The sequence below is a fragment of the Bernardetia sp. Wsw4-3y2 genome (assembly GCF_037126295.1).
Lineage (GTDB): Bacteria > Bacteroidota > Bacteroidia > Cytophagales > Bernardetiaceae > Bernardetia.
In genome coordinates, this window is sequence record NZ_CP147017.1 from 546,709 (window position 1) to 572,926 (window position 26,218).

The following is a 26,218-nucleotide window of genomic DNA, read 5'->3' on the forward strand; positions in this document are numbered from 1 at the left end:
ACGATTCGCTATCTTTCAAAAATCCAATTTTACACCCAAAACAGCATTTATTCCCAAATCATCAGCAAAATAACGTTGTCTGTTTAGGTAATCTCTATAAGCAACATTAAATAAATTATCTGCTTTTCCAAAAATACGCAATTGAGTTTTTTGTCCTTGAATAGTAGTAGAAACTCTCAAACCTACCAAATTATAGGCTTTGGGAGGAAGTGTAAAATCTTGTTCTTCTAAAAGATTTTTTTGATAAAAAACATACCGATTTATGATTTCAAATTGTGTATTTGTAAGTTTTTTAGGTCGTTTTGTTTCCTTACTTCCAATAGAAATTGGTTTCTGAATCTGATAACGCAAACTTGCCTGTAAATTATTTGAAGGCATATTGATAAGAGGTAAATTATTTGATACATCATCTCCTTTTATAAAACTATAACTTGCCTTCAAATCCAATGACTTAGAAAACTGATAACGAGTAGAAACATCTAAGCCATAAATTTGAGCATTCGTTTGTTTGTATTTGAAGACAGGAAAAGCTCCACGAATTGTCAAACGGATTTCTTTTTCTGGATTCAAATAAATATAATCGTTGATATTTTGATAATAAATAAGTGTTTCGAAGGACAATTTTTCTTTAATTTTTCCACTTAGCGAAAGCGTATTTTTGATAGATTTTTCCGTTTTTAGATTTGGATTTCCTTCTTCTATACCACTTACACCTTGATGAAGTCCGTTACTAAAAAGCTCATTAACAGCAGGATTGCGAGTTGCATAACCGATATTATATGAAACTTGAATAGCCTCACTCAACTGATAATTTATTCCCAAAGAAGAGCTAAAATTAGTAAAGTTATTATCAAAACGAATAATTTTTCTAGGCACAGAATTACTAATCGTAACAGCATTTTGAATTGTGTTTTGATAGCGTAAACCTGTTTCGAAAAACCAGCGATTTACTTTTTTTGTCAAGACAGTAAAAACCCCTGTTTCATAACTCAAATAATCTGGAATCAATGGCAAAATTCCTGTTTCTGGGTCGTTGGTATTATCTGTAATAGTAGATTGAACTCCTACTTTGAATATCAGATTATTTTCAAATTCTTTTTGATATTTTGTTTCTAAAAAATAAGAATATTGTTTTAGGTTTAGTGCAGGCACTTCTGAACGTCCACTTCTACGGACATCGAATTCTTTTCGGATATTGAGTTGAGTAGCAAAAGTAAAATCTAGAAATTGTTCTTCTATATTTTCATTTTTAGAATTAAAATACTTTTTTGAATGGATTTTGAATAAATGATGATTTACTTTTTGTTTTGGTGCATCAATATCATAACTAAAAGTTGATTCTGTAAAAAAAGGTTGCTTTTGCTCAAAAGCATTTTGTAAGTCAGTCAGATTTCCGACATGAGAACCACGCAAAACACCTAATTCTGTATTGAATGAACTAAAATAAACATCAGTAAAGAAATTTTCTGTAAACTGTTTTTCTAATTGAATGGCAATATTTGCTTCTTGATTTCCTGTATTGTTTAGAAAATAATCAGCTGTTTTTTTGTCTCCATTTTTTTTTAGTGTTCCATTTATTTTCCAAGCTATTAATGAATTGTATTGTTCTAGTTGTAAGTTTATTCCATGTCCTCTTCCATTAGTTTCGAAAAAATAACTTGTATTTCCGTGCAAATGTGGTTCTCGTTCTATTTTTGCAGGTTCTACCAAAATCACGCTTCCTAGATTCGAACCTTGATATTCTAAACTACTTACTCCTTTTACAACTCTGATTTTGTTGGCTACCAAAGGGTCAATTTCGGGCGCATGGTCATTTCCCCATTGCTGTCCACTTTGTGTAATTCCATTATTTAGTATGGTGAGACGATTTCCATAAAGTCCATGTACTACTGGTTTTGATATTCCATTTCCATTTTTGATAGTGCTGACTCCAGAAACTTCTTCCAACATATTGGAAAGATTTTGATTTGAGTTATCTGAAATATGTTGATGATTGAGAATTTGGATATTTTGAGTAGAAACACCTGTTTTTTCACTAATTACAACACTTTCCAAAACTGTATTGAGCGCATGAATCTCTACATATAAAACTGTATCTTTATCTACATTCAAAAAAATACTGTGATTTTCTCCACTTACATGACTAAAAATAAAATGATGTTTGCCTTTACAAATATTCTTTAATTCAAAATATCCTTTTTCATTACTTGCAGTTCCTTTTAGGGTTTCTTTGTTATAGACATTGACAAATTCTAAAGGCCTATTTGTATTTTCATCAATGATAAAACCTGTTACAGATAGATTACAGTTTTGAGAAAATACATTTGTAGAAAGAAATAAAAAGATAAAAAATAGAGATAAAGCTATTTTTAAGAATTGACTTTGCATGATTAAAAAAAGAAAAAAATAAGGGAAGAGAATTTTTACTTCTGCAAAGATAGAAAAAGATAAGCACTTTATGCAACAGAGTTGCATTTATAACGCAAAAATACTTACTCTACCACTTTACGAGGAATATTCACAGGCAGACGAGTAAGTAATTCGTAATTAAGTTGATTACTCATCTCTCCAAAACTAGCTACACTAATTTCTTGCTCTCCTTGCTTGCCTATCAAAACTACTTCGTCACCTATTTCTGCGCCTTGCATTTTTTCTAAATCAATAATCATCAAATTCATATTTACTACTCCTACCACAGCCATGCGCTCACCACGAATCAGAACCCTTCCCATATTACTCAGACTGCGACTATATCCATGTGCATATCCCACAGGAACAATTGCTATTTTCATTTTCTGAGAAGCTAAAAATGATGTACCATATCCTATAAACTCACCTGCTTCTACATCTTTGATTGTCATTATTTTACTTTTCCAACACAGAACCCTCTTTAGTGGGTCAATATGAGTTTTGTTATCTTTCAAGTATTGAATAAGTGTTTCTTGAGTAGGAAAAAAGCCATACTGTAAAATACCAATTCTTACCATATCCATTTGCGTTTGTGGATAGGCAATTGTAGCAGCAGAACAGGCTGTATGATACTTTTTGGGAATAAAATCAGGATTTTCTTTGCGTTTGAAACGCTTTACAATTTTTTTATAATTGATAATTTGTGACTTTACTCGTACATAATTGGCAATACTCTCAGCACCTGCATAATGTGTACAAATTCCTTCCAAAACAAAACAGTTTTTGTATTTTGTAAGTAGTTCGAATACTTTAGGAATATCTTTTTTTGCAATACCCAAACGGTTCATTCCTGTTTCCATTTCTAAATGAATTTTGATAGGAATTTGTATTTTTTGAGCAATATTCAATCCTGCTTGAAGTCTTTCCAAATCAAACATATAAACTTCTACGCCTGTCTGAATTGCCCATTCTAGTTCTTCATTACCTATCATTCCCATAATCATAATTTCTGAATCGTCTTTTTTCAACTTCTGAACATAAAATGCTTCATCTGCTGAAAAAACAGAAAAATGATTGATTCCACACGATTCTGCTAAAGGAATAAAATTTTCTAATCCGTGTCCGTAGGCATTTCCTTTTACTACAGAAGAAAGTATTGTTTTTTCGCCTATTAATTTTCTTAAAAAATCATAGTTATTTTTAAGGGCTGATTTACTGATTTCTATGTGTGAGGTTGCGAACATTTGTTTTTAGCTATTTTTTTTGTGCTTTTATATGTATTTGAGTTACTTTCCAAAGTTAGGTTTCTTAATTGTTTAAATCAAAAAAAGTAAGAGATAAATTGTTCTAATTCCTATTTTACTAATGCCTTAGCTACTAATTTATTAGAAAAATAGTTAAAGACACAATGAGATTACATTTTGCTACAAAAATAAAATCACCTCTATTAAAATTTAAAGTCACTTGTGTAATAAAATAAGAAATAACTGCAATTATTTTGTTTTATTAAAAACTCTGCTTTACCTTTGCAGCCGTATAAAAATCTAACTATCAGCATAATATAGACTTTGATCTTCTTTTATTTTATTTTCACTTTTCCTTTCAATTCTAATGAAGCATATTCTTCTATCACTTTTAAGTAACACAAAAACACTGTTTGTTTTGAGTTTGCTATTCTTTATTACTTTCTTATTCAATACAAATTCTTTATTAGCTCAATGGGAAGATGTTGGGGATATTGGTTATTTAAAAGCAAATTCTATTAGACAGAATCTAGCAATTCATCCTATTTCTGGCGAACCTTATGTAGCCTATCATGATGGAAGTAAGGGTTATAAAATAACTGTAGCTCGTTTTGATGGTACAAATTGGAGATTAGTAGGTAACTCTGGTTTTTCAGCTGGGCGAATACGCTACCATGACATGGCTATTCATCCTACTTCGGGTGAGCCTTATGTAGTATATAGTGATGATGTGAATTTTAATAAAAATACTGTAATGCGTTTTGATGGTACTAGTTGGCAATTAGTAGGAAGTATAGGTTCTGCTGGATCAAATGGATTATATCAAAAAATAGGCTTTCATCCTATTTCTGGCGAACCTTATATAGCTTATCCAGATGGCGCAAATGCAAACAAGATTACTGTAATGCGTTTTGATGGTACAAACTGGCAATTAGTAGGAATTGCTGGATTCTCATTAGGATCTACCTCTTATCAAGATTTAGCTTTTCATCCTATTTCGGGAGAACCTTATGTTACTTATAATGATACTGGAGAATATGATGATGGAACTGGAAATTTCGTTGGGACTGGAACTGTTATAATGCGTTTTGATGGTACTAGTTGGCAAATGGTTGGAAGTGTAGTACCAACAGGTACCTATCAAAGTTTGGCTTTTAATCCTACTACAAACGAACCTTATATTGCTTATAGTGATTCTCAAAATGGACGCAAAACTACTGTGATGCGCTTTGATGGTACAAACTGGCAATTAGTAGGATCTGCTGGATTTTCAATAGATAAGGCAGAGTTTCAAAGCCTAGCATTCCATGCTGTTTCAAATGAGCCCTATGTTGCATATAGTAATTATGAAAATATGAATGGAGCTATTTTAATGCGTTTTGATGGTACTAGTTGGCAAATGGTAGGGAGTGCTCCATCAGCTAGTGCAATCTATCTAGATTTTGCTTTTCATCCTACTTCAAATAAGCCCTATATTTCGTATTGCGATTTTGCAAATTCAAATAAAAACACATTAATAAGTTTTGATGATACTGAATGGATAGAATTAAATAATAAAGGATTAGCAGAAGGAATTGGATTCCATCAAGATATAGTCTTTAATCCAGTTTCAAATGAACCTTATGTTACTTATAGTGATGATGCACATGATAGAAAGACTACGGTGATGCGTTTTGATGGAGTAAACTGGACTAGTATAGGAAGTAAAGGATTTTCAGCAGGAAGATCAGAGTTCCAAAGTTTAGCTTTTCATCCAACTTCAAATGAACCTTATGTCGCTTATAGTGATGAGTCAAATGGATATAAAACTACTGTAATGCGTTTTGATGGCACGAATTGGCAAGCAGTAGGAAGTAGTACAGGATTTTCAGCAGGATCCTCTAGCTATCAAAGTTTAGCCTTTCACCCTATTTCAAATGAGCCTTATGTCGCCTATAGTAATAATGAAAATGGGGGTAAGACTACTGTAATGCGTTTTGATGGCACAGACTGGCAACTAGTAGGAAATACAGGGTTTTCAGCAGGATTCTCTACCTACCACAGTTTAGCTTTTCATCCTACTTCAAATCAACCTTATGTGGCTTATAAAGATGGAGGAAATGGAAGTAAAATTACTGTAATGCGTTTTGATGGTACAAACTGGCAACTAGTAGGAACTGCTGGGTTTTCAGCAGAAAGAGCAGATTATGAGAGCTTAGCTTTTCATCCTATTTCGAATGAACCTTATGTAGCTTATAGTAGTGGAAACAATCAAAGAACTGCTATAATGCGTTTTGATGGTACAAACTGGCAAGCAGTAGGAAATGTAGCATTTGCAGCAAATTATTCAAGAAATCAAAGTTTAGCTTTTCATCCTATTTCGAATGAACCCTATGTTGCTTATAGTGATGGAGGAAATAACGGAAATGGACAAAAAACTGCATTAATACGATTTGATGGCACAAATTGGCAAGCTATAGGAAATATTAGAGGCTTTTCAGACGGACGAGCCAGTTACCAAAGTTTGGCTTTTCATCCTATTTTAGGTGAACCTTATGTTGCATATTATGATATAGAAAACGGAGGTAGAACTACTGTAAAGCGTTTTGTTATGGCTACACCAGAAATCAATCTAGTAGGAAATGGAAATAATATCATAAGTGGAACAACTTCTACAGATGTAAATAATAATACTGATTTTGGTACTGTGTCAAATGGCAGCTCTGTAATAAAAACATACACTATCCAAAATACAGGAAATGCAGACTTAACTATTTCTTCTATTGGTGTAAGTGGTATAAATAACACTGAATTTGTAGTGAGTAGCTTTACTCCTAATACGCTTATTACAGCAGGAAATAATATTACCTTTGATGTTACTTTTGCGCCTTCTGATTTAGGAACTAGAAATGCTACCATTACTATCAATAATAATGATACTGATGAAGCTGCTTATGATTTTGCAGTGCAAGGAACGAGTGTTACTCCTCCTACTTTCACAGCTGCTATTACCCCAGTAAGCTGTGCAGGAGGTTCTACAGGTATAATTGACTTAACAGTAACAGGAGGAAGTGGAAGTCCTACTTATCTATGGAGTACAGGAGCAACTACACAAGATATATTTAATTTGTCAGCAGGCGAATATACTGTTACAATTACTGATGGATCAGCTACATATACAGGTACTTATGAAGTAGGTTATGACCTGAACTGGATAAACTTGACTGATTTTTCTGTTGATACAGAAGAGAAACTTACCAAATCTACAGCTACTAATGGGTGGACAAGTAAAGCTTTTTCAGAAGAAAAGATAATTACAGACGGAGGAATTATATTTACAGCAGAAGAAAATAATACAGCTTATATGGTTGGTCTTTCTTATTATCAAGGAGCTGTTGGATTTACTAGTATTCGTTATGCTCTTTATTTAACAAATGCAGGTGGTATAGCTGTTTATGAAAAAGGAATACTTCGTGGAGGTTTTGGTACTTACCAAAATGGAGATATTCTTAGAATAGAACGATTAGGAACAATGATTCAATATTCTAAAAATGGAACTCCTTTCCGTACCATTAATGATGCAGTAGCAGGAGAGTTAATGGCTGATGTAACGATGTATACAGAAAGTGGTAAAATTCCTCAAATTCAGTTTACAAGTTGTCCTATTACTTTGGAAATTAGTTCTTTTACATCTAACAATTGTCCTACTGATGGTTTGGGAGCAGCTACAACTGCTTTACTAGGAGAAACTCTTCCTACTACTTATCTTTGGTCAAGTGGAGAAACGACTGCAAATATCTCAAATAAAAATACAGGTATTTATTCAGTTACAATAACAGGAACAGATTACGGAACACGTACTAAACATGTAGCTATTGGCTATCAAATTGATTTTGAAAATCAAGCAAATGTAAGTGTATCAGGAAATGTCTTAACCAAAACAAATGCTACAGGATGGACAAGTGGTACAACCTCTGCTTCTACACAACAACTTGCTAATGGAGTAGATGGTTGGGTCAGTAATACAATCACTACCAATACAGGTTCTTATATGATTGGTTTGGCTAGACCAAATGCAATTGCCAGTTATACTTCTATTGATTATGCATGGTATTTTGTAGGAAATTCTGATGCCATTCCAAGTTATAATGGACAAAGAGGAGCAGCCATAGCTTACCAAAAAGGAGATGTATTTAGTGTTGCTAGAGAAGGAAGTACAATGAAATTTTATAAAAATGGCATTGTGGTTCATCAGTACCCTATCAATACAAATGAAGTTTTGATAGCTGATGTTGCCATTTATTCAGGAAATACAGGACAAGTACAAGTATCCTTTTGTGGTTCAACAGGTGGAAATCCAACTTATACAGCAACAGTCACAGGAATTGATTGTACAAATGCAGGAAGTGCAGGTGATATCAATATTACAGCAACAGGCGCAACTTATTTATGGTCAAATGGGGAAACGACACAAGATATTACTGGACTAAATGCAGGCACTTATCAATTAGAATTAACTAAAAATGGAATTGTCTCTTATTCTTCTTATCTAATTGGTGCACCTTTAACTTGGACAAACCTAAGCAACTTAACATTAAACGCCAATGGACAATTAGATCATACTAGCTCAGGTTGGAATACAAGTGCAAATTCTACCAAAAAAGTAATTGGTAATGGTGGCATTGTTTTCAAAGTAGACAATCTTATTAATTCTGCCATTGGTTTGTCTAAAAAAGAGAGTGGAACAGGTTTTAACTCTATAGATTATGCTATTTATCTAACTGCCACAGGTACAGTATATGTGTTTGAAAAAGGAATTAATAGAGGTTCTTTTGGAAACTATCAAGCAAGAGATGGATTCAAAATAGAGCGAGTAGGCACAACTATACAATACAGCAAAAACGGTGTAATCTTTCGTACAAGTACAAATGTACTTACAGATGATTTGTTAGTAGATGTTTCTTTACAAACAACAGGGACAACCCTACCAGCAGTTTTATTTATCAATTGTGCTTTAGATGTAAGTATTTCAGCTCCCTTAGTAGATTGTGGTGTTTCTGTAGGTTCTGCAACAATAAGTTTAACAGGAGGAAATTTTCCAACCTCATATATATGGAAAAATTCAGATGATGTTATTGTTAGCACAACAAATACACTTAGTAATCAACCATTAGGTTATTATACTGTAACAGCAAATGGCTCATTTAGTAGTATGGAAAAACTAGTTCTTTTGAGCTACGTCATTGATTTTGAAATAGAAGCAGAAGCAACTAATAGTGGTTCAGAAGTAGTAAAAACAAGTTCTACTAATGCTTGGTCTTCAGGTATTCATACCACCAATACTTTATTAGCTAATCAAGATGGTTTTGTAGTCAATACAGCTTCTGAAAATACAAATTATATGTTTGGATTAACTCCAGCTAATACAAATCCTTACTATACTTCTATTAAATACAGATGGTATTTATTATCTCATGGAAGCGCAGTTGCAGGTTACACACCTTCTTCAGGTGTAGTTGTTAATTATGAAAAGGGAGATAAATTACGTGTAGAACGTATTGGAAATGTTGTAAAATATTTCCATAATCAAGTAGAAGTTTATCAAGAGAATGCAGACCCTAATGAAATACTTATTGCTGATGTTGCTATTCATACTGGAAATGGAAATGCAGGAAGTTATGCAGTATCTTTTTGTGACTCTCCAACAGGTAGAATCGCTAATAAAACAGCAAAAAAGTATACTTATATAGATAGTCTCTCAGACAATTTTAGTGTTTATCCTAACCCAAATAATGGAACATTCAACATACATTTTGGCATAACTCTTACCAAAGACATTGAAGTAACTATCTTTGATGGAATTGGTAGAAAAATAAAGACACAGACTTTTGAAAAAGGAAAGCAAGATTTTAAAATGAATCTAAACAACCAAGCAAAAGGAATGTATCTTATTCATTTTAATCAAGATGGGGCTACCTATTCAAAACAGATTATTGTTGAATAAAAATAGTTAGATAAAAATTCATTCAAAAACTCCTTTACTAAAAATTAGTGAAGGAGTTTTTTTATAAAAAAAATCGCTTCTATATGATTTTAGTTTCAAAATATAAAAAATGCTTTTATCATTAGTAGAAACAAAAAAAAGTACAAATACACATGAACAGCTCTTGTCGGTGTGCTCAACAATAACTTTAATTGTAACTAAATTCATAAAGCTCCACAAAACCTCATTTTTTAATTCTAAAATCTAATTTTATTCTTCTAAAGGCATTTTTATAACAATGTGCATCCTATTTTTTAAGCTAAAAATTTGTATCTTTGCGTACTAATTTTTAGTTAAATCTGAAAAATATAAACACTCATAATCAACAAGTTACCACTATTTATCCATTTACTTCTATGAAAAAAATTATTCTCTTACTTTTTTTGTTTGTTCTATTTATATCAAACAATCTAACAGCTCAAAGTAATGCCTTAAATTTTGATGGAACAGATGATTTTGTAGAGATGCATAGTGATTTTTCTATCCCTACAGCTTTTAGTAGTTTTCTTACAATTGAGTTTTGGGTAAAAACAAGTGGTACAGAACAGACTATTATGTCTAAAGAAGGAGTATTTAATATACATACTACTGATGAAAGAAAGTTAGGTCTTGCTATGGAAATTGATGGAGAAGGCTCTTATTTCATAGAAAGTAATAATGTTATTGCAGATGGCAATTGGCATCATATAGCAATTACAAAAAAAGGCTCTTCAGTCTATGAATTTACCCTTTGGGTAGATGGAATCCCACAATCTGATAGAGAAATTACATTTAATGATTTTGTACAAACTTCAAATACATTTTTTTTAGGAAAAGATAATTCTACTGTTGATCCTTTAGATTCATTTGAAGGAGAATTAGATGAACTACGCATTTGGGATATATCACGCTCTTGTGATGCTATTTATTCTAACATAAATAATGAGATTGATCCTCTTTCAGAATCTTTCTTAATAGCATATTATACTTTTAATCAAGGAACACCAGAAGGAGATAACAGCATAACACCAGCAGTAGATAATCTTATAGATTACTCGGCTAATAATAGAGAAGGAATATTAACTAACTTTGCATTAAGTGGAACAACCTCAAACTGGGTAACAGGAAATTCTATCATAACTGGAATAACTCCTAACAGTAGCCCTAAATTATTTCTTTCAGGTAATAGTCTGTATATACCAGAGGGAAATACGCCTATTGAAGAAAGCTATACAGATTTTGGGACAGTAAATGGAATAGCATTTGGATATTATACTATTCAAAATTTGGGTGTAAATGATTTAACTATTAATAATATTACTATTAATGATGGAGGAACAGGGCAGTTTATTCTTACTTCTCCCACTATATCTACTCCTCCCATAGATATTCTTGCTAGTTGTAGCAATTTTCTGTCTCTAGATATAGAGTTTACCCCTATTAACGGAAATTATGGAGAGCAAACAGCTATTGTAACCATAGAAAGCAATGACGGAGGAATAACTAACACTTATTCCTTCAATATAAAAGCAATAGCTACTCCACAAATAAGAATTTCTGATGATGTAGGTATTATTTCAAGTGGCTCATCAACAGTAGATTTTGGAACAATAAATAGATGTAATACAATTACAAAAACATTTACAATAGAAAATATTAGAGGCTCAGCTCTTGAGTTAAGTGGAAATGTAGAAATATCTGGAGATACTTACTTTGAAGTTACAAGTCAGCCTACTATATCTGTTATTGATGGTGTGGCACAGGCAACATTCACAATTTCTTACACACCTACTGAAGCAGCTCAACAAAGAGCTACAGTAGCTATTTATAGTAATGATGAAGATACAAATCCTTTTATGTTCCAAGTACAAGGAACAGGAAACACAGGTACTTATCCCAATTACGACTGGATAGAAGCAGAACAGAGTTTTTCTACTAGCACTACTCCTTTTTATGACTTGAAAATAGCACAAGATGGAAGTCCCTATGTAGCTTTTCAAAATGCAAGTGGAACAACAAGTGTCAGAAAATACAATGGCACTAACTGGCTAGACGTAGCAGGAACAGAAATTTCTTCTGATATTGCTATTAATCAAAGTATGGTTATCACTAGAGAGGGAACTATTTATGTGGCTTATAATAATTCTGTAGCAGAAGTAATTGTAATGGAATTTGATGGAACTACTTGGACAAATATAAGTGATGGAGGTGCTTTTATTAGCTCTAGTTCTAGTTCGTTACAACTTGCATTAGACAAAGAAGAAGATTTATTCCTAGCCTATCAAGATAATAGCATAAAAGCACAAGTAGTTAAATATGATGACCAACAGTGGGAAAATATAGGTGGAGATGCTTCGGATGGACAAGCAAATTTTATTAGTCTAGCTATAAATAATAATGGAAACCCTATTATTGCATTTAGAGATTTCAATAATGGATTAAAGACTTCTGTAAGAGAATACAATGGAGATGGAGGTTGGGGATACATAGGAAGTCCAGGTTTTTCTTCACAAACATCAACCATGCAAAGTATAAGTATTGATAAAAACAACTATATTTATGTAGCTTACAATGAATCAGGAGCTACAAAAGTGGCATTTTATGAAGGAGTATGGATTGAAATTGGTTCTTCTTTACCTACTTTAAATTCTATTGTCGGAAATCTGCTAGTAGATTTAGAAGCAACCCCCTATTTAACTCTTATAGAAAATGTAGGTTCTACAAATGATGTTCGTGTAAAAAAATATAATGGCTCAGACTGGACAAACCTTGCTATTAACACAGGAACATCAACTAGCTCTCCTGTAATTGATTTTAATACAAATGGAGTTTTACATATTGCCTATCAAGATAATATAGATAATACAGGAACACTCAAAAAATATATTCCTAATTATTCAGAAATAAATGTACAAGGAAATAGTACAGATATAGTAAATGGAGATACTTCACCTTCTACTACCGATGATACAGACTTTGGAAGTATTTCTACTAATTTAGCAAAAACATATACTATTATTAATGATGGAGGCACACCATTAAATATTACTTCTATTGCTATTAGTGGAACAAATGCAGGAGATTTTGCAATAAGTTCTACTCCTACCTCTATAGCTAATTCTGATAGTGAAGATTTTATAATTACTTTCACACCTACCAACTTTGGAACTCGTAATGCGACTGTTATCATAAATACAGATAATTGTGAAACGCCTTCTTACACATTTGATATTCAAGGTACAGGACTAAAACCAGATATTTTTGTAAAAGAGCAAGACTCTGATACAGAAGTAGTAAATGGAAGTAGTGCTATGAGTGGAGGAAATACAGATTTTGGAAGTGTAGAAGAATGTAGCAATAATTCCCTTGATAAAACATTTGTAATACGAAATGATGGAAATGCAGATTTGACAATTAGTAGTATAACAACAGATAATATACAGTTTGCAGTAACTTCTTCTATATCTTCCATTATAAGTGGAAGTGAGGCAACTTTTGTAGTAACATTTGACCCAGAAAATATAGGTACACAAACGGCAATGATACAGATAAGCACTAATGACCCTGATGAAGAACCTTATACTTTTCAAGTAATAGCAGAAGGGTTAGATGACACAGAAGTACCTACTGTAAATAATCCAGCAAACCAAACTGTAAGTGTAAATACATCTAGTTGTACATTTGATAATGATATTGCTTCTAGTCCAATTCAAAATGTATCAGCAACAGATAATTGTAACGGAACACTTATTTATAATTATTTTATTAATGGACAAACAGTAAATGATTTAACTAACCAAGTATTTAATCTAGGAGTAACAACTGTAAACTATACAGTAAGTGATGGAACAAATATAAATAATGATCCTTCTAATACTTTCACAGTAACTGTCATTGACCCTGTCGAAATAAATGTACAAGGTAATAATATCACAATCTCAAATAATGATGTTACTCCTAGTCCAAGTGATGATACAGACTTTGGAGATGTAGGGATTTCTTCTACAAAAACAGTAACTTATACCATTCAAAATACAGGAACAGAAGATTTGAATATTTCTTCTATTGGCTTTCTAAACACAGTTTTGGGTTTTGAAACAGATGTTATTTCTCCTTTTACTATTTCAGCAGGAAGTTCTCAAACTTTTGATGTTAGATTTACCCCACTTACCATAGATTCATACACCAATACTATAGTAATAAGTAGTAATGACTGTGAAGACGGAACATATAGTTTTGACATACAAGGACAGGGAGTAGTAGGACAAGAAATAAATCTAACAGGAAACGGAACTACCATCGCAGATGGAGATATTACACCAGCCCCAAGCGACCATACTATTTTCCCTACTACCCTAACTTGTGGAAGTGCTTCTTCTACTCGTACCTATACTATTGAGAGTATTGGTTCAACGGATTTAACGATAGATAATATAACTTTAAATACTTCTACTGGAGACTTTACATTATCTAATTTGCCTACTGATTTTCCTTCTAACCCTCTTGTTATTGCTCCTACCCAAAGCTACTCTTTTGATGTAGTTTTTAATCCTTCAGTTACAGGAAGTCAAATAGCTCTCGTTAATATAGAGAATAATGACATTGATGAAAACCCTTATAACTTTAACATTCAAGCAGAAGGCATAAACGATACACAAGCACCTAGCTTGGTAGCTATGCAAGACTTCACTAGAAATACTAATCCAACAGATTGTTTCTATACTAATCAAACTACATCTACGACACAGCAAATTCCGAATGGAACAGCAAGCGATAACTGTAGAGTTTCTGCCTATAATTATTTATTGAGCGGTGCTACATTGGGTAGTGTAACTTCACTAGAAAATGTTGAATTTAATACAGGAATCACAACTATTACTTGGACAGCAAGAGATGAAAATGGAAATACAGCAAGTCCAAATACATTTACTATTACAGTAGTAGATAACAAAATTCCTAGTATTGAAGCTCCTTCTTCTATCTCAATAAATGCCGATTTATATACTTGTACGGCTGATAGCACAGGATTAGATATTGGAAACCCTATCGTTTCGGATAACTGTTTGGTTAGAATTTTCAATGATGCACCTGCATTATTTCCTCTTGGAGAAACAACTGTAATTTGGACTGCCATAGATTCGGCAGGAAATACAGCAACTGATGAGCAAGTAGTTACGATTATAGAGCAATTCTTTGTTTCTCCTTCTGATTCACTTATTTTGGTAGATATTTATAATCAAACAGGTGGACAAAATTGGGTTACTAGTTGGGATTTGACTACGCCAGTTTCTACTTGGAATGGTATAGAAATAGGTTGTGGACAAATAATTTCCATTGATTTATCAAATAATAATTTGGTAGGAACACTTCCAACTTCTATTCTTGGTTTATCTCAAATCAATGCTCCTAGTTTTTCTCTAAAAATACAAGGAAATAGACTTAGTTTTGGTTCATCAGAAAACTTTGTTGGTCAGATTCCAAATTTCACCTATTCGCCACAAGCCAAAATTTATTCTCCTACTACAGAAATTATTTCAGAAGGAGAGTCTATTACTTTCAATTCTGCTACAGAAGGAGATTTTACTTTTTATCAATGGTATAAAGACCAAACCCCTATAAATGGAGCAAACGCTGAAACATTTACCATCACAAATGCAATTCCTTCAGATGCAGGAGTATATTTTTGTACAATAAAAAATTCAGTATCTAATCAGCTTACTTTAGAACGTCATTCAATTAAACTAATTGTTGAAGGATTTTTAAATGAAACTGATTCACTTGCCTTAGTAGCCATTTTTAATGAAACAGGTGGAAACACAACTTGGAATAGAAAATGGAATTTGACAAACCCTGTCGCTACATGGGAAGGCGTAACACTTTCAGGAAATAAACTGACTGAACTTGATTTGTCTTCTCGTAATATGATAGGAACATTGCCTGATGTTTTTGATGCTGAATTATTTTCAGAACTTCGTTATTTGAGCTTTTTTGATAACGATTTAGAGGGACAAATACCTTCAACTATTGGAAATCTGACAACACTGACTTATTTAGACTTAGATAAAAACAACTTTGAAGGTGCTGTTCCTGCTTCTTTTGGTAATCTAATAAATCTTCAAGCTCTTTGGTTGTCAAGAAATAATTTGGATGAATTGCCTGACGAAATTGGAAGTTTAGCAAAAGTGAGAAACTTATACCTCAACGAAAATAATTTTGCTACAATTCCAGAGACAATAGGAAATTTGAGTGAACTTTTGGTCTTGAATATAAGTGATAATGACCTTAATGAATTACCAAATTCAATTACAAATCTTGCAAAACTAATTCAGCTTTATGCTAATCAAAATTTTATTAGTGTTCTTCCTACAGGAATAGAAAATCTCAATTCTTTAGTAACTTTTGAGATAAATATAAATAATCTAAATTCACTTGATATAGGCTTGTTACAACTCAATAATTTGAAAGAATTAAGAGTAGCTGAGAATGAATTAGAATTTGATGATTTATTACCTTTTGCAAACTCTAACTTTAATGTATTTGATTATGCGCCTCAAGCTCCTATTAATGAGGAAATGGATATTTTAGCTCTTCCCAATTCTTCTGTTTTCTTTACCATTCAAACACAAGGAAATGGAAATATATATCAATGGTTGAAAGATGGAAATCCTATTTCTACGCTTCAAAATTTTACACTAAATCAAGTCCAAAATACGGATAGAGGAATTTATACAGCTTTGATTACAAATCCTAATTTAGCAGATTTAACTTTAAAACGTCGTTCTGTTCGCCTAAATATAGAATGTCAGTCAGGCTTAAGTTTTGAAATAAAACAACCTTTACAAACTGTATTCTGTCAAGAACAACCTTTTGGTATCAAACTAACAATCAATGCAGATTTTACAGCAAATAATCAGATTCGTTGGAGAAAAGATGGAATTGTTCTAGCTTTTGCTAATGAAAAAACCTATACAGTCACCCAAGCAGGAACATATACAGCCGAGGTATTGACAGCTAATGGATGTACAGCTCTTTCAAATAAAATAGAAATTACAACCCTTCCAAATCCAGAAGTTAGTATTTTATTAATCAATGAAAAAGTATTGGAAAGTACAATTAATAGCCAAGAAACAGTAACCTATCAGTGGTTAAAAGATGGAAATCCAATTGAAAATGGGTTTGAAAGTTCTTATACTCCTACACAAACAGGCGAATACAGCTTACTTGTCTTGACAGAATCAGGCTGTAGCTCAGTTTCTGAAATTATTATATTTACAGATATAACAACAGGAATAGAAGAACCAAAAGAGTTGAAAGAATTAGCCCTTTTCCCTAATCCAAATAATGGTTCTTTCTTTATAGATTTTGGAACGAATACTCCAAATGGAGACTCTAAATTTATTTTGATTGATGCAATAGGAAGAATAATTAATGTAAAAACAGAACAAATTTCTTCTACTCGTTATAAAGCAAAGACTAATAATTTGGCTGGAGGAATTTATTACCTTCAAATTCAAACTAAAGACGGAATTGCTTTCCGTAAATTTGTGATAGAAGAGTAAATTTATTTGAATAAACGTTATCACGGTTATTTACAGGTCTAATAATCAATTAGTTAGAAAAAAGCAAAACACTCTTATTTTTCCATAGCGACAGGTTTGCAAACCTGTCGCTATGGAAAAATGAACATTACTAAATTAACCATGATAATATTTATTAATCAAATTCTAAAAACCAAAAATGCCTTTACTCATAAAAAAGTAAAGGCATTTTGTATTTAATTAACCATTAAAAACTAATCGTTAATCGCTATTATTTATTTCATATTCTCCAATTCAGCAATTTTCTTTTTGAGTTCTTCTCTTTTTTGCTCATTTTCTTTTTGCTCTGCTGCATTTTTTTCAATGTCATTTTCAGCATCTGCAATTTTCTTTTTATAATCTTCAATGCTGTTTTTTAAGCTCTCATCTGTCTTTTTATTTTTTTCAACCTCTTTTTCAGCATCTTTTAAGTTATCTTGTAGTGCAGCAATTTGAAGGTTAATCTGTTCTAAACGAACTTCTTTAACCATATTTTCTAGCCAAGAACGAATATTTTGTGCTTCTTGTGGCTGGTCTTTACTACTCACAGCCATATCATATCCTAAAGTCTGGACAACTTGCAAGGTAATCTTGCCTTTTTTCTCTTCCATAAAAATATGCAAATCAGAAGTTTTGTCAGAAAATTGTTTTACGATTACTTCTTCTGCGTGGTAATTACCTTTTTTTTCTTTGTATTTAATTTTTTGAGTGTCTAACCATTTTTCAATAGCAATTTCAAGAGCTTTTTCAGCATCTCCAGAAATTCCATCAAATTGAATTTCAAAACCATTCAACGTTTTTTTCTTTTCTACTTTGATCGCTTTTTCACTTACATTTTGCGCTACAACAGAAAAGCCAGCTCCCATAAAAAATAGAAAAGCAAAACTAAAAATGATTGTATTAAATTTTTTCATTAGATTGTATAAATTTTTGAATAAAAAATTGACTTAAAAATATATACCTACAAAAATCAAACTAATTTTAAATATTATCATTGGAGTTTTAAGATATTTTTAGTTTATTTAAAAAAAATCTATTTCCATTTTTCAAATCACATAATGCAAAAAAATTTACTTTTCCTTTCTAATTTCCTTATTTTTTCTCTTCTTATCTTTTCAAAAAATGATGTAAAGGCACAATATGCAACAGCCGTTTTTGAATATGAAAAATCATCTTTTAATAACAGTCAAAATCTCCCTGCACAAGAAAATTTAATGATTAGTGGAGCAGCACAGCCAGAAACTGTTTTGGTAGAAATCACAATTTTAGATGATAAAAGTAATCGAAAAGACGAACCCAAACCTTTATTTGTTGCTACTTGGGTGCGTCCTCCCTATTCGTCTATTGGTACTTTTACCGTCCCCGTAAATTACAAGCTGCGTGGTTCTTCAAAATACGATTTACAGATTGATTATTACAGACGAATTACGGATATGGAAAGAGAAAACCTTCGCCAAGACCTATATAATAATCTTTTTGCTTATACAGAACAATCATTTACTGTTGAAAGAAAACGAGCTAGAGTAATCGGAGGAACGGCACAACTTGTCAGAAACTTAAATGAAATTGCTAGAAAAGGACTTTCTCTATACAGAAATAGAAGCCAATTACAATTTGAAGGATTTTCAGATTTAGTAGTTTCTAAAATTGACCAAATTAATAAAGCCAACCTCAAAAAAGGGAAATTTATTTTCTCCAAAAGAAAGAAAAAAGATTCTCGTGCAGATTATAGAGAAAAATTGATGACAGAGTTAAAACAACTTTTAGCCAGTGAACTAGGACAAGTTTTGAATGTAGATTTATTAGTCTTACAAGACCGTAAATTTATGGATGATTATCCAACCGAAAAAACTCGTACCGAAATTCCTTTAAATGTAGGTTATGGAGGTGTTCATCTGACAGGAACAAATTCTGAAAATAGCACTTTCGGAACTTCGCCTTATGCAGGTTTGTCTTTACCATTGGGTAAAAAAGGGTTTGCAGGAGAGTTTTGGAGTAGAAGTTCGATTTCAGCAGGTTTCTTTTGGAATAATTTTGAAGACGATGCAGGACAAGAAATTTCAGGTCCTATTTTCAAACGTCCAACTTATTTGGGTTTGGGATATAGAGTTTTTCGTTTTATTCGCTTCAATGCAGGTGCAACATTTTTGGAAGATTCATCAAGAGGAAATTCTTTAGCTGACCAAGTTTACATACGTCCATTTGTTGGCTTTAGTGCTGAATTTCGTTTTTGGATTGACCTTGAGAAGTAAAATCATTGCCCTCGTTGACGGTCTTGACCTCAAAGACGGTTTCATATTTTTTCAAAAACTATCAATCTATTATTCTGTATCTCAAATTTCAAATTATAATTTTGAGCAATAAATTGAATTGTCTTTTTTGTATAAATAAAAACGTGTGTTGGGTCTTTTCTGTAATACCAGTCTTTGAAATCTATCTCAAAATCATAAACATGTGTCATTACGATTAACAAACCAGTTGGATTCAGAATAGCTAAAAGTTTTTCTAGTTCTTGTTTTGGTTGATAGAAATGTTCGAAAACTTCACAACTAAAAATATAATCGTATTTATAATTGAGATAATTTTCATTGGGATAAAAATAAGGGTCATAGAGTTCGACTTTGTAACCATTCTCGTTCAATACTTTGGAAATTACAGGACCTGTGCCACAGCCATAATCTAAACCTAAGTGTTCTGAACTAAACTTTTCTAAAATTGTATTTGTAATCGGCGAAGTAAAATTTTGGTAGCGTATATCGTTTACATCGTTTTTGTGTTCTGCATAAATATCTTTTTCTTGAAGATGATTCAAGTAAAATTTTTGGTCTTTTAGGTATGCGCCACAGGTATCACAGATGAAATAAAACTCGTCTGCTTTAGTTTTTAAAAGCGTTTGGCATAAAGTGCAATTCATTTTAAATACTTTACAACCGTCGTTGAGGCGTTGCCGTCAACGAGGTTAGTTTATAAAATTATTTTACCTCAACGACGGCAAAGCCTCGTTGACGGTTGCTATAAATATATACAAATTACAATGAAAAAAATATACTTCCTAATTCTTTCAATTTTCTTATTTATTCCGTTTGCATTTTCTCAACAAAACAATTTTAATTGGCGTGTTGGTTTACAAACAGGAAATATGACTTATCGTGGAGATTTGAATGAAAAATTTTGGCAACAAAAAGAAATGTTCGCTACCGATTTTAATCAATTTTCTTTTGGTCTGAGCATCGAAAATACGCCTAACAAAACACTTTCAAATCGTCTGCAACTAACCTATGGAGAATTTACAGCAAACGATAGAAACACAGGAATTTTGGAGCGTTCTCTAAATGTGCAGACCAAAATTTATTCGGCTGCTTATATCTTCACTTTTTATACGGATAATGGTTGGCTTTTGGGAGAAAATGCGTTTTTATCGCCTTATTTTATGGCTGGAATAGGGGGAACGTATTTTGAAAACTATGGAGATTTGTATTATCAAAATTCTCAAGATGTAAAATCTCCTTATTATTATTGGTCAGATAATACGATTCGTAATGCTTCCGAAAATAGTGGAGGAAGTAGTGGAAGTGGACAAATCATTCAACAAGATGGAAACTTCGAAACTCGCCTTTCTGATTTTAATACAGAAAGTTCAACCAGTTATTCGCCCTATTCTTTAAATGTTCCTGTTGGTGTGGGTTTGAAACTTCGCCTTCTAAATCGTCTTAGTTTGCATGTGCAGTCTGTTGTTAATTATTCTCTAACAAGTGATTTTTTAGATGATGTAAGTGGAGATTTTCGCTCATCGTATGAAAGTGCAGAACAAGGTTATGTTGCCAATCCTGCCAATTACAATAACGGACAAGGAAGTAGAGGAAATACAAATCAAGGATTTTTGAAAAATGATGCTTTTATTTTTACTTCTTTTGGAATTAGTTGGTCATTTTCTGCAAAAAAACATGCTTTTCGTGCGCCTGCGTTATATGCTGCCAACAAACCGAAAAGTATTTTTGAACTCAATCCAGATTCTTTAAAAACGGTAACCGTTGATGGAATTCCAGATTATAGCAAAAATTCTGAAATACAAGTAGAAACAAATCAAACACAAAACAATCAAAATCCATATAACCAAAATCAAAACGGACAAAACCAAAATCCGTACAATTACAATCAGAACTCACAATATCCATATCAAAACCCTAACCCTGTTCAGACGCTCAAACTTGATATCAATGTCAATGTAACAACAACTAAATCGGGAAGTGATAGCACAGTTACCAATGTAGTAGTTGTTCCTCAAAACGGACAGATTGTGAATGGTTCTAATTATCAAAAGTTGGCTTCTGAAACTACAAATTCAGATACAACAAAACAAGAAAAAACTATCCAAGATTTAGAAAATCGTTTGAGAGAAATTGAAGATAGTAAGAAAGTAAAAAAGATAAAAGCACAGTTAAAAGCCGACGAAGAAGCGCAAGAACTCGCAAAATTAGAGATGCAAAACCTTCAGAATCAGCTTGATTCTATCAAAACAGCAGAAACACAATCTACTGGAAAATCAAATGATGAAATGTATAAATTGATGGAATTGCAGTTTTTGTATATGCAACAGCGAATGGCAGCTTTAGAAAATCAGTTGGAAAATCAAGCCAATAATCAAACTTCAAATTCTACTCAAAATGAAGATTTAGCAAAAATAACTAATCAACTATCTACTCTTCAAACACAATTAGAACTTTTGGCAAATCAGAAACAAAACAAAAAAGTTGATTTGATTAATACTAGAAATGATACTGTTGTAGTAATGAATAAAGAACAAAAAACACCAACGACAAGTGAAGTAATTGGAATCAAGAAAGTAGAAATTTTCTTTAAAACAGGTTCTTATACAATCGTTCCGAAGGATAAAGAAAAAATTGCTCCTTTAATTGAGGTTTTGAGAAATGATACAAATCTAAGTGTTCGTATTTATGGTTTTACAGATTCAAAAGGAAGTGCTGCCTTTAACCAAAATTTATCAAAACAAAGAACAGAAGCCGTCAAAAAACTGCTTTTAGATGCAGGAATTTCTGAAAGTCGTATTGTAGAAGGTTCTTTTGGGATAGATACAAACAATCCTTATGGAGAAGATTTTTATGGTAGAAGAGTAGAAATTGAATTGGTGGGGAAATAAAATTGCATAACGTATTTGTAGGTCAAAAGGCTTGCCTTTGACTTGTGAAGTAAGAAATTAGAAATACCTATCAATCTGTCAAAGGCAAGCCTTTAACCTACATATTTCCAGTATTTCATAAAAAATGGCTTCAAAACATGAATATTTTGAAGCCGTTTTTTACGTAATTTTTAATTCGTAATTAGCTACGCTGCTTTAACAGGTCGTAATTCGTAATTAAAAATTATTCCTCATAAGCCCAATCAATTCTATCTTTCATATCTTTAAAGACAATACCGATTTCTTTAGCTTTGCTTCTCAAATAATCTACTTTTTCGTAGTTTCTAGCTTCTTTTGCTTCTTTATACATTTCCACTAAAGTAGCTATCATTTCTTTGAGCATTTTTTCGCCTTGTGGCAACTCTTCTTTTATTCCCAAAACTTTTTCAGTAAAATCAATCAATGTACTTTTCAGTTTATCAAAAGACTCCTTAGAGATTTGAGAAAAATCAAGCTGTCCTGCATGAAGCATATTTATTTTCTTGACAAGATTAAATAAAGCTGCAATAGATTTGGCTGTATTAAAATCATCATTGATTCCTCTAAAAACAGAAGTTATAGATTTTTGAATATCACTTTCCTGTTTTTCCTCTATGCTTAATTCTGAGTTTAATTCTGATTCAGATGGATATTCTAAGTTTTTAGCATTCTTGATTCCATTCATTAACTTAAAATAGCCTTTTTTGGCTGCTTTCAAAGCATCATCTGTAATATCCATCGTACTACGATAATGCGTTTGAAACATAAAAAAGCGAAAAACCATAGGCGAATAGGATTCTGTCAAAAGCTCTGAATTTCCTGTAAAAAGCTCATCTGGCATAATTACATTTCCCAAAGACTTTGACATCTTTGTTCCATTCATGGTCAGCATATTCGAATGCAACCAATATTTTACAGGCTCTTTTCCTGTTGTGGCTACAGCTTGTGCAATTTCACATTCGTGATGAGGAAACTGCAAATCCATTCCTCCACCGTGAATATCAAACTCATCGCCCAAATATTTTGTACTCATTACAGAACACTCCAAATGCCACCCTGGAAAGCCTTTTCCCCATTGTGTGTCCCATTGCATCAAATGCGAAGGGTCTGCATTTTTCCAAATAGCAAAGTCCACACTATTTTTCTTTTCTTCTTGTCCGTCTAATTTTCGTGTTCCTTGTCCTTCTAGTTGCTCTTCGATATTTCTACCAGAGAGTTTCCCATAATTGTGGGATTCGTTATACTTCACTACATCAAAATAAACAGAACCATTAGATTCATACGCAAATCCATTTTTCAAGATTTTCTGAACCATTTCAATCTGTTCTAATAAATGTCCTGTTGCAGTAGGTTCGATGCTTGGTGGAATATTTCCCAACTCCAACATCACATCATGAAAACCATTCGTGTAACGCTGAACGACTTCCATCGGCTCAATTTGTTCCAAACGAGCTTGTTTAGAGATTTTATCATCGCCTTCATCGCTATCGCCAGTCAAATGACCTACATCAGTAATATTTCGCACGTATCTCACTTTGTATCCCAAATAACTCAAATATCTATAAACGACATCGAAAAATGTAAACGTACGACAGTTGCCCAAATGTACATCATTATAAACCGTAGGACCACAGACATACATTCCGACAAATGGCGCATTTAAAGGTTCAAATTTTTCTCGTTTGCGAGTAAGCGTATTATAGATGAGAAGGTCTTTTTCAGGATTCATTGACTAAAGTATTAAGTAAAACAGACTTCCCAGTCTGTTCGAAAAATATTGTATTCAGACTAGGAAGTCTGAATTACTATAAAGCAATAACAAAGTTATCAAAAAACAACAAGTAGTAACAAAAAAATTCCATTTTAGGAATAATTTTGCAGCGTTTTGAGGTTAAAGTTGCGTAATCTAGGAAAACTATTAGTAAATCTTAACAAAAAAATTATCCAGACACTTCAAAGTGTCAGACAATTACAAGCCAAAAATCTATGAAAAAATCTATACTTTTTATGCTCTTTCTTTTATCAGTTTCTTATTCTGTTTTTGGGCAGGTTAGTGTGAAGGGAAAAATTATCGATGCACGAGGAAGACCTATTTTACGTCCAGTAGCTATTAAAAACTCTGATTCTACCTATTCAACTACTACTAATACTGGAAGTTTTGAGATAGAAGTAAAGAACAAAAATGATTCTCTTATATTTTCTTCTGCTGGGCGTGATGCTCAAAAATTTATTGCAAATAAAATTATAAATGATTCGATAGTTACATTAGAATCAGGAAATGTATGTACTTTACGTGTGATAGTTGTCTATGTAGAACCTTTAGAGATAAATTATTGGAGTGGAATTTTTTATAATCCTTATGGAATAAGGATAAGCAAAGGTTTCTACTCAAATAAAGAACAAGAGAACAGAAAATATTTTTTATTCAGAGCAGGATATAGCACTAATTTTAAAGGTAATATAGATTTTTATGGTAGTGCAGGAACAGACCTACTGGGACAGCATATTTATTATACTTTTCAACAAACAACTGTCAATAAATCAGAAACTGAAAATAAAATAACTACACATCTTCTAGAAAGCAGTACAGGATTCAAATATTTTGGTATTATGTACGGAATAGGCTATCAACAGTTTGAAAGAAAAGGTATAGAAAATAGCTTGAAAAAAAACTGGGGTGCGAATATAGGAATTGCAAAATATATAAAATATGTAGGTAATCTTTACTTTAAATCTCTCTATTGGCAAGACTACTGGGCGTGGGATATTCGTCTGCATAAAGATTTTCGTTATAAACCAAGATATAAAAAGAGATTAACATTCACTACAGATATTCAATATCGCCAAACCACACAAGACTTTAAAGAAATCAATCTCGCTTTAGGCTACATTTTCTAATCTAAACCTTAAAAAACTATGAAAAAATCTATACTTTTTATACTCTTTCTTTTTTCTGTTTCTTGTTCTGTTTTTGGGCAGATTAGGATGAGTGGTAAAGTGTTTATTGATAGTATTGGACAAACTTCACCTGGTACGACTATTCAAATCAAGGGGACTACTAGAGGCACTATGGCAGACATTGATGGAAATTTTGAAATTGAGGTAGAAGATGAAAATGATATTTTAGTCTTTAGATGTATAGGTTGTCGTTCCTTAGAAATAATAGCTTCAGAGACTACTCAAACTATTATCCTTCAATCTAAAGTAATTTTAGAAGATGCAGTTTGTAGAATACCTTATTACCCTCTAAAAATAAATTATTGGAGTGGTATTTTTTATAATCCTTATGGTATTTCACTTAGTAAGTTTTGGGATTATTCTTTTCTAAAACGTGGAGTTGGATTAGATGGAGGATATAGTAGCAATTTTGAACACAACTCAGACTTTTATGGACAACTAAAAACTAAGCTATTTAAAAGAACTATCTATTATAAATTTCAACAAACTACTTTTTATAAATCAGAAATAGAAAATAGAATTACTACACATCTTTTTAAAAGTAGCAGTTACTTAAAATTCATCAAAACTGGCATTTCATACGGAATTAGTCATCAAACATTTTCTAAAACAGGAATAGAAAACATCAAAACCGATAATTATGGAATCCATTTAGGGTTATCAAAAAATATCAAATATATAGGAAATATTTCAGCAAAATCATTCTACTGGCAAGACTACTGGGCGTGGGAAGCAAATCTAAGCAAAGACTTCAAAAGAAAAATTCATACAGCAATTTCCTATCGCCAAACGACACAAGATTTTAAAGAAATAAATCTGACTTTAGGATATATTTTTTAGATAGTTGAATTTA

At 32.2% G+C, this 26,218-nt stretch carries 11 protein-coding genes; 6 read left to right on the forward strand and 5 right to left on the reverse strand.

The window, feature by feature from the left end; genetic code table 11:
* Positions 1–15 precede the first annotated feature (15 nt).
* Positions 16–2,388 carry a TonB-dependent receptor gene (locus V9L05_RS02205; protein WP_338814213.1) on the reverse strand — a complete coding sequence of 791 codons (2,373 nt, stop codon included), beginning with the start codon at positions 2,386–2,388 and terminating at the stop codon, positions 16–18.
* Between the two features lie 104 nt (positions 2,389–2,492).
* Positions 2,493–3,653 (reverse strand): alanine racemase, encoded by a 1,161-nt coding sequence (gene alr / locus V9L05_RS02210; RefSeq protein ID WP_338814214.1) that lies wholly within the window; start codon positions 3,651–3,653, stop codon positions 2,493–2,495.
* A gap of 367 nt (positions 3,654–4,020) precedes the next feature.
* Here alr and V9L05_RS02215 point away from each other — a divergent pair, with 367 nt between their 5' ends.
* Positions 4,021–9,636, forward strand: coding sequence for a choice-of-anchor D domain-containing protein (locus tag V9L05_RS02215; RefSeq protein WP_338814215.1), 5,616 nt, complete (start codon positions 4,021–4,023; stop codon positions 9,634–9,636).
* A 395-nt stretch (positions 9,637–10,031) separates the two neighbouring features.
* Positions 10,032–17,213 carry a choice-of-anchor D domain-containing protein gene (locus V9L05_RS02220; protein ID WP_338814216.1) on the forward strand — a complete coding sequence of 2,394 codons (7,182 nt, stop codon included), beginning with the start codon at positions 10,032–10,034 and terminating at the stop codon, positions 17,211–17,213.
* A gap of 254 nt (positions 17,214–17,467) precedes the next feature.
* Here V9L05_RS02220 and V9L05_RS02225 read toward each other — a convergent pair whose 3' ends face one another.
* Entirely contained in the window at positions 17,468–18,145 is a 678-nt protein-coding gene (locus V9L05_RS02225) for a hypothetical protein (protein ID WP_338814217.1), read from the reverse strand.
* 144 nt (positions 18,146–18,289) lie between these two features.
* On the opposite strand from V9L05_RS02225, the gene V9L05_RS02230 reads away from it, so the two are divergent.
* Positions 18,290–19,483, forward strand: a complete 1,194-nt coding sequence (locus V9L05_RS02230; protein ID WP_338790562.1) for a hypothetical protein — start codon at positions 18,290–18,292, stop codon at positions 19,481–19,483.
* Positions 19,484–19,524: 41 nt separating this feature from the next.
* Here V9L05_RS02230 and V9L05_RS02235 read toward each other — a convergent pair whose 3' ends face one another.
* On the reverse strand, positions 19,525–20,145 hold the full coding sequence (locus tag V9L05_RS02235; protein WP_338814218.1) for a class I SAM-dependent methyltransferase: 621 nt from the start codon (positions 20,143–20,145) through the stop codon (positions 19,525–19,527).
* A 120-nt stretch (positions 20,146–20,265) separates the two neighbouring features.
* Here V9L05_RS02235 and V9L05_RS02240 point away from each other — a divergent pair, with 120 nt between their 5' ends.
* Positions 20,266–22,389 (forward strand): OmpA family protein, encoded by a 2,124-nt coding sequence (locus tag V9L05_RS02240; protein ID WP_338814219.1) that lies wholly within the window; start codon positions 20,266–20,268, stop codon positions 22,387–22,389.
* 223 nt (positions 22,390–22,612) lie between these two features.
* Here the strand turns inward: V9L05_RS02240 and cysS are convergent, their stop codons facing one another.
* A complete protein-coding gene (gene cysS / locus V9L05_RS02245) occupies positions 22,613–24,136 on the reverse strand; it encodes a cysteine--tRNA ligase (protein ID WP_338814220.1) in 1,524 nt (507 codons plus the stop codon).
* A 257-nt stretch (positions 24,137–24,393) separates the two neighbouring features.
* Here cysS and V9L05_RS02250 point away from each other — a divergent pair, with 257 nt between their 5' ends.
* Positions 24,394–25,305 (forward strand): hypothetical protein, encoded by a 912-nt coding sequence (locus V9L05_RS02250; protein WP_338814221.1) that lies wholly within the window; start codon positions 24,394–24,396, stop codon positions 25,303–25,305.
* A gap of 18 nt (positions 25,306–25,323) precedes the next feature.
* Complete coding sequence (locus V9L05_RS02255; RefSeq protein ID WP_338814222.1) at positions 25,324–26,205, forward strand: carboxypeptidase-like regulatory domain-containing protein; 882 nt, start codon at positions 25,324–25,326, stop codon at positions 26,203–26,205.
* Positions 26,206–26,218 lie beyond the last annotated feature (13 nt).